Annotated in this window: 13 protein-coding genes and 1 pseudogene; 6 read left to right on the forward strand and 8 right to left on the reverse strand. The window is 66.4% G+C overall.

Annotated features, from left to right (window positions below):
• Positions 1 to 161: 161 nt before the first annotated feature.
• Positions 162 to 1,714 (reverse strand): annotated as a pseudogene (locus SI859A1_RS03955) (ABC transporter substrate-binding protein).
• A gap of 153 nt (positions 1,715 to 1,867) precedes the next feature.
• Entirely contained in the window at positions 1,868 to 2,284 is a 417-nt protein-coding gene (locus SI859A1_RS03960; RefSeq protein ID WP_148233721.1) for a hypothetical protein, read from the reverse strand.
• 244 nt (positions 2,285 to 2,528) lie between these two features.
• Here SI859A1_RS03960 and SI859A1_RS03965 point away from each other — a divergent pair, with 244 nt between their 5' ends.
• Together SI859A1_RS03965 and SI859A1_RS03970 are read left to right on the forward strand one after the other, a co-directional pair.
• Entirely contained in the window at positions 2,529 to 3,440 is a 912-nt protein-coding gene (locus SI859A1_RS03965; RefSeq protein ID WP_009208568.1) for a class I fructose-bisphosphate aldolase, read from the forward strand.
• 196 nt (positions 3,441 to 3,636) lie between these two features.
• Positions 3,637 to 3,945 carry a thioredoxin family protein gene (locus SI859A1_RS03970; RefSeq protein ID WP_244400896.1) on the forward strand — a complete coding sequence of 103 codons (309 nt, stop codon included), beginning with the start codon at positions 3,637 to 3,639 and terminating at the stop codon, positions 3,943 to 3,945.
• Between the two features lie 92 nt (positions 3,946 to 4,037).
• On the opposite strand, the gene SI859A1_RS03975 is transcribed toward SI859A1_RS03970, so the two are convergent.
• On the reverse strand, positions 4,038 to 4,481 hold the full coding sequence (locus SI859A1_RS03975) for a c-type cytochrome (protein WP_040325207.1): 444 nt from the start codon (positions 4,479 to 4,481) through the stop codon (positions 4,038 to 4,040).
• A gap of 782 nt (positions 4,482 to 5,263) precedes the next feature.
• Between SI859A1_RS03975 and SI859A1_RS03980 the strand changes: the two genes are divergently transcribed.
• Positions 5,264 to 6,055, forward strand: a complete 792-nt coding sequence (locus tag SI859A1_RS03980; protein WP_009208571.1) for an outer membrane protein — start codon at positions 5,264 to 5,266, stop codon at positions 6,053 to 6,055.
• Between the two features lie 110 nt (positions 6,056 to 6,165).
• On the opposite strand, the gene SI859A1_RS03985 is transcribed toward SI859A1_RS03980, so the two are convergent.
• Positions 6,166 to 7,116: a carbohydrate kinase family protein gene (locus tag SI859A1_RS03985; RefSeq protein WP_009208572.1), complete on the reverse strand. Its 951-nt coding sequence runs from the start codon at positions 7,114 to 7,116 to the stop codon at positions 6,166 to 6,168.
• Between the two features lie 168 nt (positions 7,117 to 7,284).
• On the opposite strand from SI859A1_RS03985, the gene pcaD reads away from it, so the two are divergent.
• Positions 7,285 to 8,091, forward strand: a complete 807-nt coding sequence (gene pcaD, locus SI859A1_RS03990; protein WP_009208573.1) for a 3-oxoadipate enol-lactonase — start codon at positions 7,285 to 7,287, stop codon at positions 8,089 to 8,091.
• Positions 8,088 to 9,158 carry a 3-carboxy-cis,cis-muconate cycloisomerase gene (locus SI859A1_RS03995; RefSeq protein ID WP_009208574.1) on the forward strand — a complete coding sequence of 357 codons (1,071 nt, stop codon included), beginning with the start codon at positions 8,088 to 8,090 and terminating at the stop codon, positions 9,156 to 9,158. Before pcaD ends, SI859A1_RS03995 begins: the two co-directional genes overlap by 4 nt.
• Positions 9,159 to 9,268: 110 nt before the next feature.
• Here the strand turns inward: SI859A1_RS03995 and SI859A1_RS20155 are convergent, their stop codons facing one another.
• Both SI859A1_RS20155 and SI859A1_RS04005 read right to left on the reverse strand, forming a co-directional pair.
• Positions 9,269 to 10,693, reverse strand: a complete 1,425-nt coding sequence (locus tag SI859A1_RS20155; RefSeq protein ID WP_009208575.1) for a methyl-accepting chemotaxis protein — start codon at positions 10,691 to 10,693, stop codon at positions 9,269 to 9,271.
• A 141-nt stretch (positions 10,694 to 10,834) separates the two neighbouring features.
• On the reverse strand, positions 10,835 to 11,581 hold the full coding sequence (locus SI859A1_RS04005) for a DUF3750 domain-containing protein (protein WP_009208576.1): 747 nt from the start codon (positions 11,579 to 11,581) through the stop codon (positions 10,835 to 10,837).
• Positions 11,582 to 11,665: 84 nt separating this feature from the next.
• Here SI859A1_RS04005 and SI859A1_RS04010 point away from each other — a divergent pair, with 84 nt between their 5' ends.
• A complete protein-coding gene (locus SI859A1_RS04010) occupies positions 11,666 to 12,667 on the forward strand; it encodes an asparaginase (protein ID WP_009208577.1) in 1,002 nt (333 codons plus the stop codon).
• A 15-nt stretch (positions 12,668 to 12,682) separates the two neighbouring features.
• On the opposite strand, the gene SI859A1_RS04015 is transcribed toward SI859A1_RS04010, so the two are convergent.
• Together SI859A1_RS04015 and meaB are read right to left on the reverse strand one after the other, a co-directional pair.
• Positions 12,683 to 13,504: an NYN domain-containing protein gene (locus tag SI859A1_RS04015; RefSeq protein ID WP_009208578.1), complete on the reverse strand. Its 822-nt coding sequence runs from the start codon at positions 13,502 to 13,504 to the stop codon at positions 12,683 to 12,685.
• Positions 13,505 to 13,612: 108 nt separating this feature from the next.
• On the reverse strand, positions 13,613 to 14,617 hold the full coding sequence (gene meaB / locus SI859A1_RS04020; RefSeq protein ID WP_050767427.1) for a methylmalonyl Co-A mutase-associated GTPase MeaB: 1,005 nt from the start codon (positions 14,615 to 14,617) through the stop codon (positions 13,613 to 13,615).
• Positions 14,618 to 14,801 lie beyond the last annotated feature (184 nt).

Genomic DNA, 14,801 nt, shown 5'->3' on the forward strand with positions numbered 1-14,801 from the left:
GCGGTGTAAAGTCAACTCTTAAAGTCCAGTTTAGAGTCATTCAAAGAATCCGATCTGCTTGGATTTGCTTGCGCCCCGGCAGATCATTTGCCGGCTGAGGGTGCATGAGGTCAGGCATCGGCGAGCGCGCGGCAGCCCGCCGACGCCGGTTGCCCGCGGGGCTACCCCTTGGAGACGTTGCGCAGGAGCATGAGGAAGCTCGGCTCCAGTTCGAAATTCTCGATCGCCGTCGTGGCGACGGCGTTCTGCTTCCAGTTGGCGATGAAGGCCCAGGGCGCATCTTCATGGATGATCGCCTGCACCTGGTTGTAGAGGGCGCCGCGAGCGGCGGGATCGGTCGTCCGGCGGGCTTCGGCGAGCAGCCGGTCGACTTCGGCGTTGGCGTAATAGCCCGCATTGAAGCCGCCGGTCTCCGGCATGGCATCGCTGCGCAGCGCCAGGAAGGGCAAGGTGTCGGGGTCGTTGGTCATCCACGCCATCTCGGCCATGTCGGCCTTGCCCGCGAGACCCGGATTGACGTTGGAAAGAAAGGTATTCCACTCATAGGTCTCGATCCGGGCATTGAGCCCGACCGCCTTCAGATCGGCCTGGATGGCTTCGGCCATCGCCACGGGATCAAGCATTCCGGACCCGCCCTCGGCGACGTAGAAGGTCAGGGAAGCGCCCTCGACGCCGGCCTGCCGGATCAACTCGCGCGCCTTCTCGGGATCGTGCGGGTAAGGCTGGACGGAACCGTCATTGGCCCAGTCGAAGGCGGGCGGAATGGGGCCGGCGGCGATGTCTGCGGTGCCCTGCAGACGTCCTCGATCAACCTCTCCTTGTCGATAGCGTAATTGACCGCCTGGCGAACGCGCTTGTCGGAGAAGGGGCCTTCCCTTGTGTTGAGGATCAGGAACCAGAGATGCGGACCGGTTTGCTGGTAGACGACGAAATTGGGGTTGTCGCGGAAGGCGGCGAGGCTCGCGGGCGGAACGTCGGCCATGATGTCGATGCCCCCCGACAGCATGTCGGAGGCACGGCCCGCGCCGTCCGGGATCGGTCGGAAGACGACCGTCTCCATCGATGGTGGGACGTCCCAGTAATCCGCATTGCGGGCCAGGGTAACAGCCTCGTCCGGTGTCCATTCGGCGAAGCGGAACGCACCGGTTCCGACAGGCGTGCGGCCAAAGCCCTGGCCGCTTTCTGCAACGGCCGACGGCGAGACGATCAGGCCGGTCGGGTAGGCCAGATTGGACAGGAATGGCGCGAACGGCTCCTTCAACTGAAACGTCACGGTCATCGGATCGGGGGTCTCGACCGCCTCGACCATGGAAAAGAAGAAGGCGAGGGGAAAGGGCCCCGTGTCATGCTGCGGATGGTCCGGGTCGAGCATCCGGTCGAAGGTGAACTTGACCGCCTCCGCATCGAACGGCGTGCCGTCGTGGAAGGTCACGTCTTCGCGCAGATTGAAGGTGTAGGTCAGCTGGTCGTCGGACACGGTCCAGTCGGTCGCCAGTGCCGGTTCGACCTCGAGCGTGCCGCGCTTGAAACGCACCAGCCCGTCGAAGACGTTCACCAGGATGCGGAAGTCGTTGGTCGCCGTCACGGTCTGCGGATCGAGCGATTTCGGCTCCGCGATCTGGCCGATGACGAGGGTCTCATCGGACGTCTGCGCGGCGGTCGGTCCGGCGAACACAGTCAACAGGACTGCGAGGACGGTGACGAACCATCTCATGAAACTGCTCCGGTCAATCGGCTGGAAGAGCGATGTTGCTGATTCAGTCTTGTGGATCAACTGGCGGGCCGAAATGAGACGCCGCGCGTGTCGTCAGCCGACGGGGGCGCCTTCGCCCTGTGAGCAGATGCCGCGAATGGCCGGACGGAGGAATCAGAGGAGAACGTCGAAGAAGTATCCGGCCATGGCGAGAAGGGTTCCTACCACCGCCGTCGGGATCATGACGCTCGTCATGCGGTTGTCGACGACGGCCGCGCCACTCGCCGGATCGTCGCGCTGCGATCGAGCCAGATAGAAGCCTCGCCGGCCCAGCCGGACCTGCTGCCGTGTCGGCTCGGCCTGCGCCCAGATTTGCGGTGTGTAATGTACTGGCTCGGCGCTATGGACAGGCTGGTGCATGGCATCTGCCTTGGCTGCGGTCGTGGTCGGCTCTGACGGTGCGAATGGCGCCGCTACTGTCGCGGGCACATCGGCGGAGACGGCGTCCGTCCGCGCCGCGCTGCCGCCGCAGGTGAACATCACGTATTCATCGCTACCAAATCCAGGCGGAAACGCAGAAACACCGAGCATCACAGACCTCCGAGCCGTTAACGCGCGAACGGCCGTTTCGTTGCGCGGACAAAACCCCGAAGTCACTGATCCGCTTTCTTTAGTTGGCTCAAAACAGGCTTGATCGGCGCCGCCGGCTATTCAACCGATTTTAATACCGGCGAGCGTGCGCCCGGTACTGGACGTCACGCGTCCGGGTCATCAATAGGGATGGCGAACCAACCGGTGGGCCAGGGTGGCCGCCGGTGCCACGAAGGGGAGAGACATGCTTAGAACGCAGACCGTCCGCGAGATCCTGTCCTGGTACGAGGGCGAGACGCCCGGCCTGAAAAGCAATCTCTCCCGCCTGCTGATGCACGGCAAGCTGGCCGGAACCGGCCGCGTCGTGATCCTGCCGGTCGATCAAGGCTTCGAGCATGGTCCGGCCCGCAGCTTTGCGCCGAACCCCGTCGGCTACGACCCGCACTATCTCTACCAGCTGGCCATCGACGCCGGTGTTTCTGGCTATGCTGCGCCGCTCGGCCTGCTCGAGCAGGGCGCCGACACCTTCGCGGGCGAGGTGCCGCTGATCCTGAAGCTGAACAGCGGCAATTCGCTGGTCGGCGGCGCCGACCAAGCGGTGACGGCGAAGGTCGAGGACGCCATGCGTCTCGGCTGCGTCGGCGTCGGCTTCACGATCTATCCGGGTGCCGACAATTCCTACGCCATGATCGAGGAACTGCGCGAGATCAGCTACGAGGCCAAGTCGCGTGGCCTGATGACGGTGGTGTGGTCGTATCCGCGCGGCGGCAAGGTGACGAAGGATGGCGAGACTGCGCTCGACATCATCGCCTATGCCGCACACATGGCGGCGCTGATGGGCGCGACGATCATCAAGGTGAAGCTGCCGACCGGCCATCTCGATCTCGACGCGGCCAAGACGGTCTACGACAAGTACGAAATCCCCGGCGACACGGCCGCGGCGCGGGTGCGCCACATCATGCAGGCGGCTTTTGCCGGCAAGCGCCTCGTGGTCTTCTCCGGCGGTGCCGCGAAGAACACCGACGAGCTTCTCGACGAGGTGCGGGCCATCCGCGAAGGTGGTGGCAACGGCTCGATCATCGGCCGCAACTCCTTCCAGCGCCCGAAGGAAGAGGCGCTGACGCTTCTCAACGAAGTCATGGACATCTACCGCTAGAGCGGTGTTCGGCGGCGCCCGACAGGCGCCGCCGGTATCGGACCTGTCGGGCCGTCGAGGACCTGTGCGTTCATGCTAGCGTGACGCCATGTCGGCCCTCTCCCCATCAAGCCGGATTTTCGATGCTCTTGTGACTGTCTGGCTGGCAGCGGCGCTGTTCGTTGTCGGGGGACAGTCGGATGCTGCCGAGCTCCTGATGTTCGAGCAGGCGGGCTGCCGTTTCTGCGCGGCCTTCGACGCCGAGATCGCACCGGGTTATCCCGGCAGCAACGCCGGGCGGTTGGCCCCGCTGCGCCGGGTCGATATCCATGACGACCGCCGCGGCGGCATCGATACGCTGATGCCAGCAGTGTTCACGCCCACCTTCGTGCTGGTGGACGACGAGGGTCGCGAAATCGGACGGCTCGAGGGCTATCCCGGCCGCAAATGGTTCTATCCCGAAATCGACGCGCTGATTGACCGACTGCCGGCCGGCAAGCCGGTGCCGGAAACGGCTCCCGATTGAGGTGTCCGTTCGAAGGCCGCTGACGCCCGGCGGCGCCGAAACGACAGCGGCCGCCCGAGGGCGGCCGCGATCTGCGTTTCCGGAAAATGGGCCTACTGGGCCGCAGCGTCAGCCAGTGCCTCGGCCGGGTCGCGCGTCGCGCCGGCTTCGTCGAAGGAGGCGAGATAGGCGATGATGTCGACCATTTCCTGTTCCTTCTTGATGCCCGGGAAGACCATCTTGGTCCCCTTCACCACATCGCGTGGGTTGGTCAGCCAGGCCGTCATCAGTTCCTCGTTCCAGGCTGCCTTGTCGGCCGCCCATTCCTGGAAGGCGGGCGAGAAGGAATAGCCCTCCACGGCGCCGGGCTTCTCCCCGACGATGCCGTTCAGTTCCGGCCCGATCTTGTTCTTGGCGCCTTCGCCGACGGCGTGGCAGGCCATGCATTTGCGGAAGACCTTCTTGCCGGCATCCGGATCTCCGGCGGTCTGGGCGAAGGCCCCGCTCGCCAGTGTCAGCGAGAGCAGGGCTCCCGCAGCGACGATCAACCTGTTCATATGTCCTCCAACCAATGACGGTGCCTTCGGAAGGATATGGAACGGTTCCAGAGAGGGCAATCAGCCGAACCGCGAATTCAGGTCGCAGGCGTGGGTGCGAGAATGGAATGCGCGGCGCGTGCGGCAGGCCGTCGCCGCCATGGCGCGCCTGCCCGGCCTCCTCGCTCCTGCTAAAATGAAGTGTATCCGGGCCCGAGTACTTGGCAACGCTTCAGTCACCCGCGGCGCTGAGACCGGTTGGACCGCCGGGATCTGGTGCGCGGCGAGCGGCAGATGTCCATGCGGTTGTGTCAGACAGGTGATCTGCTCTCTGATCTGGGCCGATGCTCCATCGGTAAAAATCGGTGATTGAGCATGGCGGGAATGGGGCGGCTTTCCGCTCGGTCGCCGCTCGATCCGCAATCCCCGCCGACCCCCTGCGATGCGGGGCACAGGCCGCCTCCGGCCCCGATCGGGACGTTGCTGCACTGCAGTCTAGGAATAACTTCCGACACAACTTCGCCGCATTGATTAAGGGCGTCCGTGAACGGGCGGTTGACGTAAACCATCGTTTTTAAGGGAGAATAAAGGGTCGGGCGTTACGAAGGATTCACGACGCCGGGTCCTGCAGGTCCTCGTTGCGGATCGGCAACACGGCGAAGGAGAACGTATTCCTGCCATTTTCTGAGCACGGATGCGAACCATAACCCTCCCGAACCCGACAAGACGGGTGCGGCATTCGGAGCCGACGGCAGCGTCGGTCCGGAGACAAGGTCGCGCAAGCGACATAATGGAGTACGACTATGAAACGCCTTGCACTGCTTCTCGCCACCACGGCTTTCGTGACCCCGGCCCTGGCCGCGGACGTCATCTATGAGGAGCCGCCGGCACCGGCGCCGATGGCTATCGAGCCGGTCGCCACGACCGCAACCTGGACCGGCCTCTACATTGGTGGCCAGGCTGGCGTCGCATTCGGCAACGAGTCCGATGGCGCGACGTTCAACCCGGGCGGCGGCGGCCCATTCGGCACCGGCACGTATTCCGAAGATGACGACAATGCCGGCTTCATCGGCGGTGGTCACATCGGTTACGACTACCAGATCAACGACTTCGTCGTGGGTGCGGTCGCCGACATCAACTACATCGACGCCGAGACCAACCGCTCCTACACGACCGGTGGTGGCTCGACCTTCTCGACGAGCAGCGACATCAACTACCTCGGCACGGTCCGGGCGCGCGTTGGTTACGCGATGGACAGCGTCCTGCTGTACGGTACGGGCGGTCTCGCCTATGCCGGCGTCGACAACAACGCGTCTGCTCCGGCCTCGTCGGGCACCTTCACGAACTACACGTTCGAGCAGGACGAGAACGACACCGACATCGGCTACGCCGTCGGTGGTGGCGTTGACGTGATGGCGACCAACAACATCTCGTTCGGCGTCGAGTACCTCTACACGAACCTCGGTTCGAACGATCAGACGATTACCGGCACTGATTCCACCAACGGTAACACCGTCAGCTTCACCAGCGAGTCGAACAACGACGACCTGGACTTCCACACGATCTGGGCCAAGGCCTCGTATCGCTTCAACTAAGAAATGTTCCGGACGCTTCGCGCGTCCGGGTTCGCTTCAGGGCCCGGCGGATCCTCGCGATCCGTCGGGCTTTTCTGTGTGCAGTGGTTCGAAGCGGCCGGCCGGACGGCTCAGTCCAGCGGCGGCAGCCCGAGATCGGCGCGGCGCGGCAGGTCGGCGCCCCGGCGGGAGCAGGTGACCGCCGCCGCCCCGACCGCGAAACGAAGCAGCGATTCCACGCTGGCCTGGTCGGCCTGCTTCAGGGCGGCGCGCGACAAGTGTCCGCGCTCCTGGAGTGCTGCCAGGAGTGCAGCCTGAAACGTGTCGCCGGCGCCGACCGTATCGGCGACGACGATCCGCTGCCCCGCGACCGTGGCGGCAACGCCGCCACCCGTCAGCGCCACAGCGCCGTTCTCGCCGCGTGTGACCACCGCCATCTCCGCTCCGGCGCCGACCCAGTCCGCCAGCACGGCTTCGACCGCGCGTCCCGGATAGAGCTGTTCGAGATCCTCCTCGCTCGCCTTCACCATCCCGGCGAAGGGGACAAGCTCGGCGACTTTCGCGCGCCAGATGTCAATGTCCGGTTCGATCGCGGTGCGGATGTTCGGATCGTAGGAGATGAAGCGTCGTCCGGATTCCTGGCGCACCAGCTTCATCAGTGAGGACGCGGTCGGTTCGGTAACGGTCGAGTAGGACGCGACATGGATCGCGGCGAGCGCCTCGGGTAATTCGGCCGGCACGTCCGACGGTTCGACCGAACGGTCGGCCGTGCCCTCGATGTAGAAGTCGTAGGCCGCCGAGCCATCGGCCGCGAGCGAGACCATGGCCAGCGTGGTGTTGCAATCCGTCGGGATCAGGAATTGCTGGTCGATCGCCTCGCGTTCCATGAAGCCGCGAATGCGGGTGCCGAAGATGTCGCGCGAGACCTTGGTGAAGAAGCCGGCGGGATGTCCGAGGCGCGCCAGACCGAGCGCGACGTTCAGCGGCGAGCCGCCGACACGGCCGGCGAGCGCGATCTGCGCCACGTCGTCGCCGGTTTCGACGAAAAGATCGAACAGCGCATCGCCGCAACTGAGGAACATGGCAGGCCTCCCGCACCCCGGATCCACTCTGGTGCCTTTAGCGGCTAGCAGGTCTCGGCGAAACGGGGAAGGCGAGGGGCGTTCGGCGCGGACGCCGCAACGGGCTTTCTTCCGCGGCCGCCACGCCTATGATCGCCGGACGGAGCAAGCAACAAGGATACCGCAGCAATGGCATTCGAACGGGTCAACGGCGTCGTTCTCCATCACAAGGTCGAGGGGAACGCGGCAGGGCCGACGCTGGTCTTCGCCAATTCGCTCGGGACCGATTTCCGCATCTGGGACGCGATGGTGGCCGATCTGGCGACCGACTACCGGATCGTTCGCTACGACAAGCGTGGTCATGGCCTGTCCGAGGCGACGCCGTCACCCTACGCGATGGAAGATCACGTCGCCGACCTGAAGGCGCTGATCGATCATCTGGGCCTCGTCGAACCGCTGGTCGTCGGGCTGTCGATCGGCGGCATGATCGCGCAGGGCCTCGCCTCGCAGCATCCGGGCGTCGCCAAGGGGCTGGTGCTGATGGATACGGCGCATCGCATCGGCTCGGACGAGCTGTGGAACCAGCGGATCACCGCGATCGAGGCGGACGGGATCGCGGCCATCTCCGACCAGATCCTGCAGCGCTGGTTCACGCCCGACTTCCGCGCACCCGGCAGGCCCGACTTCGTTGGCTATTCCAACATGCTGTTGCGCACGCCGCTGGCGGGCTATCTGGGCAGTTGCTGCGCCTTGCGCGATGCGGATTATACGGAGGCGACAAGAGCGCTGACGCTGCCGGTGCTGTGCATCGTCGGCGACCACGACGGCTCGACCCCGCCCGATCTCGTGCGCTCGACCGCCGATCTCATCGCCGGCGCGCGCTTCGATATCGTCGAGAATGCCGGGCATCTGCCGTGCATCGAGCAGCCGCAGGCGACGACGCGTCTGGTGGCGGACTTCGCGGCCGAGGTGTTCGGCGGCGCGGGCAACCAATGACGGCAGCCGTCTTCTCCAATCCGATCCTTGCCGGTTTGCTCGGTGACGAGGAGCTCTCCTCCTACTTCACAGCCGAATCGGACATCGAGGCCATGCTGGCCTTCGAGACGGCGCTGGCCGAGGCCGAGGCTGCGGAGGGATTGATCCCGGCAGAATCAGCTGCCGCGATCGCGGCGCGAGCGGCGGGTTTCGCCCCGGACATCGCGAGTCTGGCGGACGGCACGGCCCGCGACGGGGTGGTCGTTCCGGACCTGCTGCGTCAGCTCAGATCCGATCTCGCCGACGATCATGCGGCGGCGCTGCACAAGGGCGCGACCAGCCAGGACGTGATCGACGCGTCCATGGCGATGCGCATGCAGGGGGTGTCCCTCGTCCTCGATCGGCGGCTGGCTGCACTGGTCGACGGGCTGGCAGAGTGGAGCATCGCAGCGGCCGATGCCGAGGTGATGGCCCATACCCGCATGCAGGCGGCTCGTCCGACCCGGTTCCAGCGCAAGCTGTCGGCGTGGTCGGACCCGCTGGTGCGGTGCCGGCTGCGGCGCGAGGAAATCGCCCCGCGGGCCTTCGCGCTGCGGTTCGGTGGCGCCGTCGGGGACCGTGCCAGTCTCGACGGCAAGGGGGACGCGATTGCCGCGCGCGTCGCCGAGATACTGGGGCTCTGGTCGGCGCCGGGCTCGCTGCATACCGACCGCGACGGCATCGTCGAATTCGGCACCTGGCTGTCGCTGATCACCGGCGCACTCGGCAAGTTCGGGCAGGACGTCGTGCTGTCGTTGCAGAACGAGGTCGGCGAACTGGCGCTGCAGGGTGGTGGCGGATCCTCGGCGATGCCGCACAAGCAGAACCCCGTCGGGGCCGAGGTGCTTGTGACGCTGGCACGCTTCAACGCGACGCTGGTCTCGGGTCTGCACCAGTCGCTGGTCCATGAGAACGAGCGGTCCGGCGCGGCCTGGACGCTGGAATGGATGATCCTGCCGCAGATGGCGATGGCCGCCGGCGCGGCAACCCGCACGGCGCAGGATCTGCTGGGCCGGTTGTCACTGGCGGAAGCAACACGGACGGGCTGAAACGATCGGGAGCGGGACGGAAACGCCGCTCGCCGCTCCGGCCTTCCTTGAAGGGCTAGCGCGCCGCCCCGCTCGATGATCGCGGGAATGCGCCTTTGTCTGGCTGCAGTTCAGGCGGCGCGGTCGAGGCGCGAGCGCGAAGCGGGTTGCTGCGAGCCACTGCGCAGATGGACGGCATCGTCCTCCAGGCGGAAGCGTTCGACCACATCGCCGAGATTGCGGGCGTCGGCCGCCAGCGCCTGCACGGCCGCGGTGGTCTCCTCGACCAGGGTGGCGTTCTGCTGGGTCGCCCGATCCATCTCGGCGGCGGCGCCGGAGACCTCGCGCAGACTTGTCGCCTGTTCGGTCGCGGAGACCGCGATCCGGCCGATGACATCGGTCATTGCGGCAACTTCTTGGACGATCTCGTCGAGGCTACGACCTGACGCGGTGACGAGTTCGACGCCGTTCTTCACCTCCTCGCCGGAGGCCGAGATGAGCAGCTTGATCTCCTTCGCTGCATCGGCGGAGCGCTGGGCGAGGCCGCGCACTTCCTGCGCGACCACGGCGAAGCCCTTGCCCGCCTCGCCGGCACGGGCCGCCTCAACGCCGGCGTTCAGCGCCAGGAGATTGGTCTGGAAGGCGATTTCGTCGATCACCCCGATGATCTCGCCGATCTTGTGGGACGAGGTCTCGATGCGGCTCATCGCGGCGACGGCGCGCGAGACGACCTCGCCGCCCTTTTCCGCCTTGTCGCGGGCGGCGGTCGCCACGACCCGCGCCTGACTGGAACTTTCGGCGGTTCGATTGACTGCCGCCGTTACCTCGCCGAGGGCCGCGACCGTCTGCTCCAGGGATGCTGCCTGCTGCTCGGTGCGAGTGGCCAGATCGGCGGAGGATTGGGCGATGCCGCCCGTCGCCTGCTCGACGCTGCCGACGGTGGATGCCACCTCGGCGAGCGCATCGGCCAGCGCGCCGATGGCGCTGTCGAAATCGGTGCCGATCTTGCCGAAGGCGGCCGGCAACTTCGTCGCGAGGCGGGCGCGCAGGTCGCCGCCGGCAATCTGGTTCAGCGCCGTCGCCAGCGTCTCGATGGCGCGGGTCTGCTCTTCGGCGGCCCTGGCTTCGGCGGCTTGCGCCTTCGCACCCTCCTCACGCATCTCGACCATCACCGTGAGGTCGACGAGGAAGGTGACGTAGGCGGGCTTGCCGTTGATCTTCGTCGCCATGATGGTGACGAAGCCGGGAAAGGTCGTGCCGTCGAGGCGCTTGGTCGTCCATTCGAAGCGCGCCGCGCCGTTCTTCGTCGCCTCGGCGAGAATGTCGCAAAGCCGGGCGTCGCTGCGGCTGCCGTCGGGCTGGGTGTCCGGGGAAATCGCCTTCGGGGTGAGGCCGACAATGCCCTCGCGTTTGCCCCTCAGCATGGCCTCGGTCGCGGGATTGCAGTCGCGGATCACGCCGTCCTGAAGGACGTAGTAGCCATCGGGCGAGACTTCGATCACCGCGTCGGCGAACTGCTCGCGATAGCTTCTCTGTTTGCGCATCATCTGCAGCATGCCGGTGTCTCCCCCGCAACAATTCCGGGAAGCCTAGCAAGTCGTGGTGAACGAAAGGTTGCTGTTTCCGCGCGTCAAGCATCGGTGCCGGGCGGCATTGCATGTTGCGTTCGCGATCACGCCGGTCTTCTTGGCGTTCCGCTAGGTCCCGCGCAGGGCGTAGGTGCCGAAAGCCGGGACCTTGATCGCCAGACGGCGGGGGTCCAGCCCGGCGACGAGGCCGAGGAAATTGACCTCGAAGCCGGAGTCCCAGCCGACGACGAGGCCGGCATAGCCCCACAGCGACAGCCGGAACTCGGCCCGGTCGGGATCGAGCGCGACGAGGCGGCCCTCTGAAGGGTAGTCGCGACCGATCGCGGCGGCCGGCAGGGTGGCGTCGATGCCGGGCACGGCGCGCATGACGTGGGCGACGAAAGTGTTGGAGTTCGGCCCCGGGAAGATGTGGTAGCCGCCCGATGCTGCGAAAGGGTAGGAGGCGATGGCGTCGAGGACCTGCGGGATCAGGCGTTCGGCGCGCTCTCCCGTGACGGCGACGACGATCTCGGGAACATTGGAGTACCATAGGCCATCGGCCGGCCGATGGTTCTGCCGGATCGGCATGCCCCAGCCGACCTTGTCCCAGCGCTCGTAGGGGCTGGCGCCATCGCCCTTCAAGACGATCCAGGAATGCTGCGAGACGGCGCCCTTCATGCCGCCGGTGCGCGCGGCGAGGATGTAGAGGGCCGCCGGCGTGTCGTGGGCCGGCACCGGCAGGATCTTCGCCGAGCTCCAGTCCGCCTGGCGCCACGAGCCGGGATGTTCGCCGGTCCACCAGAGCAACGCGGAGAGGGCCGCCGGCAGCACATAGACCCCGGCAATGAGAAGCAGCAGCACTTTCAAGGGACGCATCGGCTCGCGGGCAGGTGGCGGGGGGCGTGTCGGACTGATATTGAGGCGACGTTTCGAAACAGCAGCTTAAGGTCGAGGTGCCCAATGGCAAACCCGGTTCTCGTGGAAGTGACCCGCGGCGGTATCGTGGAGAGTTTCCATCGCGGCGGTTTCGCGCTCGTCGATGGGGCGGGCGAGATGATCGACCATCGTGGCGATATCCTGCGGCCGGTCTTCCCGCGCTCGGCGATCAAGGTGTTTCAGGGCATTCCGCTGATCGAAACGGGCGCCGCCGATGCCTACGGTTTCGGCGACCGGGAACTGGCGCTGGCCTGCGCCTCCCATTCGGGCGAGGACGGCCATGCGCGTCTGGCGGCGGAGATGCTGGCGAAAGCCGGCCTCGACGGTACGGTCCTCGAATGCGGCTGCCACTGGCCGTTCGACGCGTCGGTGTCGCGTGAGCTTGCCCGGCGCGGCGAGAGGCCGACGGCGCTGCATAACAACTGTTCGGGCAAGCATGCCGGCTTCCTGTGCACGGCGGTGCACCAGGGCGAGGAGACCCGCGGCTATGTGGGGCTCGGTCATCCGGTGCAGCAGCGCGCCAAGGCGGTGATCGAGGATCTGACCGGCTTCGATCTGAATTCCGATGTCTGCGGCACCGACGGCTGCTCGATCCCGACCTTCGCCGCGCCGCTGAAGAGCTTTGCCCATGGCTTCGCCAAGCTGGTCAGCGGACATGGGATCGCGGCCGAGCGCGCAGCTGCCGGCCGGCGCCTCATCGACGCCTGCATGGCTCATCCCTGGGAGATGTCGGGCACCGGCCGGGCCTGCGAGGCGCTAATGCAGGCCGCCCCCGGCCAAGTCTTTGCCAAGACCGGTGCCGAGGGCGTGTTCTGCGGGGCGCTGCCGGAGCTCGGCCTCGGCTTCGCCCTGAAAATCGACGACGGCGCGACCCGGGCCAGCGAGGTGCTGGTGGCAGCGATCATCGCTGCGGCGCTGCGCAGCCACGATGCCGATCTGGCGACCCGATTCGACGCGCTGTCCAAGACGACCCTGCGCAACTGGGAGAAGACCGAGGTCGGCGCCGTCCGGGCGACGCTCGACTAGTCAGGCGACAGCCGATCAGCTCCAGTCGCTCTTCGGCGCCGACCGCGTCCGCTCGCCGCTCTTGGCGGGGCTGCGGGTGGAGCGCCGGCGCGGCGCCGGTTTGGTCGCCGGCTTCAGCCGGATGTCGACGCTGCCGCCCTCCGGATCGTCCACCTCGAACAGGTCGGTCGAGCGCACGAGGTCCGACAGCTTCTTGAAGCCATAGGTACGGGGATCGAAGTCCGACGACAGGTTGAGGAGCTGCTTTCCGAAGCTGCCGAGATTCACCCAGCCATCCTCGGTGTCCATCTGGTCGATGACCCGCTTGAGCAGTTCGGCGGCTTCCTGCGGCTTGGCGAGCGGCGCGCTGGTCGGCTTGCCGTCGTCCTTCTCCGGCGCGATGCGCTGGGGCAGCAGGTTCTCGGTGTAGATGAAGCGACGGCAGGCCTGGCGGAAGCTCTCGGGGGTCTTCTGCTCGCCGAAGCCGTAGACATCGACGCCCTGCTCGCGGATCCGCGCCGCGAGCCGCGTGAAATCACTGTCCGACGAGACCAGGCAGAAGCCGTCGAAGCGTCCGCTGTGGAGCAGGTCCATCGCGTCGATGACGAGGGTGATGTCGGAGGCGTTCTTGCCGGTCGTGTAGGCGAATTGCTGTTGCGGGATGATGGCGTGGCGCGACAGCACGTCGGCCCAGCCCTTCGAGCGCGATGAGGAGAAGTCGCCGTAAATGCGACGCACGCTGGCTTCGCCGATCTTGGCGATTTCCTCGAACAGGCCGTCGGCGATCCGCGATGAGGCGTTGTCGGCGTCGATCAGCACGGCAAGGCGGGCGGTGCGGTCGGGTCTTGTATTGGACATGCAGAAATCCTTGGCTCTCGTGAGAGGCGATCTAAGGCGCGCGGCGCCGGTGCACAGGCATCGGCTGCGACACGCGCGAAATGGATGATTGCAACGGTGGGGCGGCCGTCATCGGTTCCCGCCGGAACGGGGCAGGCCCAGATGGTCGAGTATATCTTCGGCAACGGCCGAGGGCGCCCGTTCCCCGGTGCGCACGGCGTTTTCACCGGCGGCGATCTCCGCCGGCCAGTTCGGCCCGGACAGGACCCGCCGGCGGATCGCGGCGTCGAGGCTGGACCACAGCCAGCGCACACGCTGGTCGGCCCGGCGCTCGTCCCAGGCGCCGTTGTCGCGATGTACCTGTCGGAAGCGTTCGATCTCACCCCAGAGCGCATTGAGCCCGGCGCCGGTCATGCCGGAGACCGCGGCGACGGGAACGCGCCATGCGGCCGAACGCGGCGCCAGTATGTTGAGCGCCGAACGGATCTCGGAGGCGGCGGTCTTCGCCGCGTCGACATTGCCGCCGTCGGCCTTGTTCACGGCGATGATGTCGGCGACCTCGAGGATGCCCTTCTTGATCCCCTGCAATTCGTCGCCCCCACCGGGGATCATCAGGAGAAGGACGAGATCGACCATCTCCGCCACGGCAACCTCGGCCTGGCCGACGCCCATCGTCTCGACGATCACCACGTCGAAGCCGGCAGCCTCGCAGAGAAGCATCGTCTCGCGGGTCTGGGCCGCGACGCCGCCGAGCGTGCCGGAGGACGGGGAGGGGCGGACATAGGCATTGCGATCGACGCTGAGACGCGCCATGCGGGTCTTGTCGCCGAGGATCGATCCGCCGCTGCGGACCGAGGACGGGTCCACCGCCAGCACCGCGACCCGGTGGCCCTTCGCCGTCAGCATGGAGCCGAAGGCGTCGAGCAGGGTCGACTTGCCGACGCCCGGAACGCCGCTGAGGCCGATGCGGATGGCGCCTCCGGTCTCCGGCGCGAGACGATCGAGCAGTGCTGCTGCCGTCGCGCGATGGTCGACCCGGGTCGATTCGACCAGGGTGATCGCCCGTGAGAGCGCGGCGCGCGATCCTTCGAGCAAGGATGCCGCCAATGTATCAGGATTGGTGAAATCGGCCATGGGAGCCTGCAATAGTGGGCCTCGGCGTGGCTGTCGACCGCCGCAGCGCCGTATGGGAAACATTCCCGATAACGGCTCCCACCGGTCTTTGTGACCCCGCGTGGCTTTCGATGATGAAACGCTTTTGCTAGCTTTCCGTTGGTGGGTACAGCGATCGACCTTCTGTCGGTCGCGGCACTTTGGG

It is taken from the genome of Aurantimonas manganoxydans SI85-9A1 (assembly GCF_000153465.1).
In the GTDB taxonomy this organism is placed as follows: Bacteria; Pseudomonadota; Alphaproteobacteria; order Rhizobiales; family Rhizobiaceae; genus Aurantimonas; species Aurantimonas manganoxydans.

Bases quoted from the DNA above. Each gene is read 5' to 3' on its own strand.
- meaB (WP_050767427.1), bottom strand. From the start codon at position 14,617: ATGGCCGATTTCACCAATCCTGATACATTGGCGGCATCCTTGCTCGAA.
- SI859A1_RS03975 (WP_040325207.1), bottom strand. From the start codon at position 4,481: ATGAACAGGTTGATCGTCGCTGCGGGAGCCCTGCTCTCGCTGACACTG.
- SI859A1_RS03965 (WP_009208568.1), top strand. From the start codon at position 2,529: ATGCTTAGAACGCAGACCGTCCGCGAGATCCTGTCCTGGTACGAGGGC.
- SI859A1_RS04015 (WP_009208578.1), bottom strand. From the start codon at position 13,504: ATGTCCAATACAAGACCCGACCGCACCGCCCGCCTTGCCGTGCTGATC.
- SI859A1_RS03980 (WP_009208571.1), top strand. From the start codon at position 5,264: ATGAAACGCCTTGCACTGCTTCTCGCCACCACGGCTTTCGTGACCCCG.
- SI859A1_RS04010 (WP_009208577.1), top strand. From the start codon at position 11,666: ATGGCAAACCCGGTTCTCGTGGAAGTGACCCGCGGCGGTATCGTGGAG.
- pcaD (WP_009208573.1), top strand. From the start codon at position 7,285: ATGGCATTCGAACGGGTCAACGGCGTCGTTCTCCATCACAAGGTCGAG.
- SI859A1_RS03985 (WP_009208572.1), bottom strand. From the start codon at position 7,116: ATGTTCCTCAGTTGCGGCGATGCGCTGTTCGATCTTTTCGTCGAAACC.
- SI859A1_RS20155 (WP_009208575.1), bottom strand. From the start codon at position 10,693: ATGCTGCAGATGATGCGCAAACAGAGAAGCTATCGCGAGCAGTTCGCC.
- SI859A1_RS03970 (WP_244400896.1), top strand. From the start codon at position 3,637: ATGTTCGAGCAGGCGGGCTGCCGTTTCTGCGCGGCCTTCGACGCCGAG.
- SI859A1_RS04005 (WP_009208576.1), bottom strand. From the start codon at position 11,581: ATGCGTCCCTTGAAAGTGCTGCTGCTTCTCATTGCCGGGGTCTATGTG.
- SI859A1_RS03995 (WP_009208574.1), top strand. From the start codon at position 8,088: ATGACGGCAGCCGTCTTCTCCAATCCGATCCTTGCCGGTTTGCTCGGT.
- SI859A1_RS03960 (WP_148233721.1), bottom strand. From the start codon at position 2,284: ATGCTCGGTGTTTCTGCGTTTCCGCCTGGATTTGGTAGCGATGAATAC.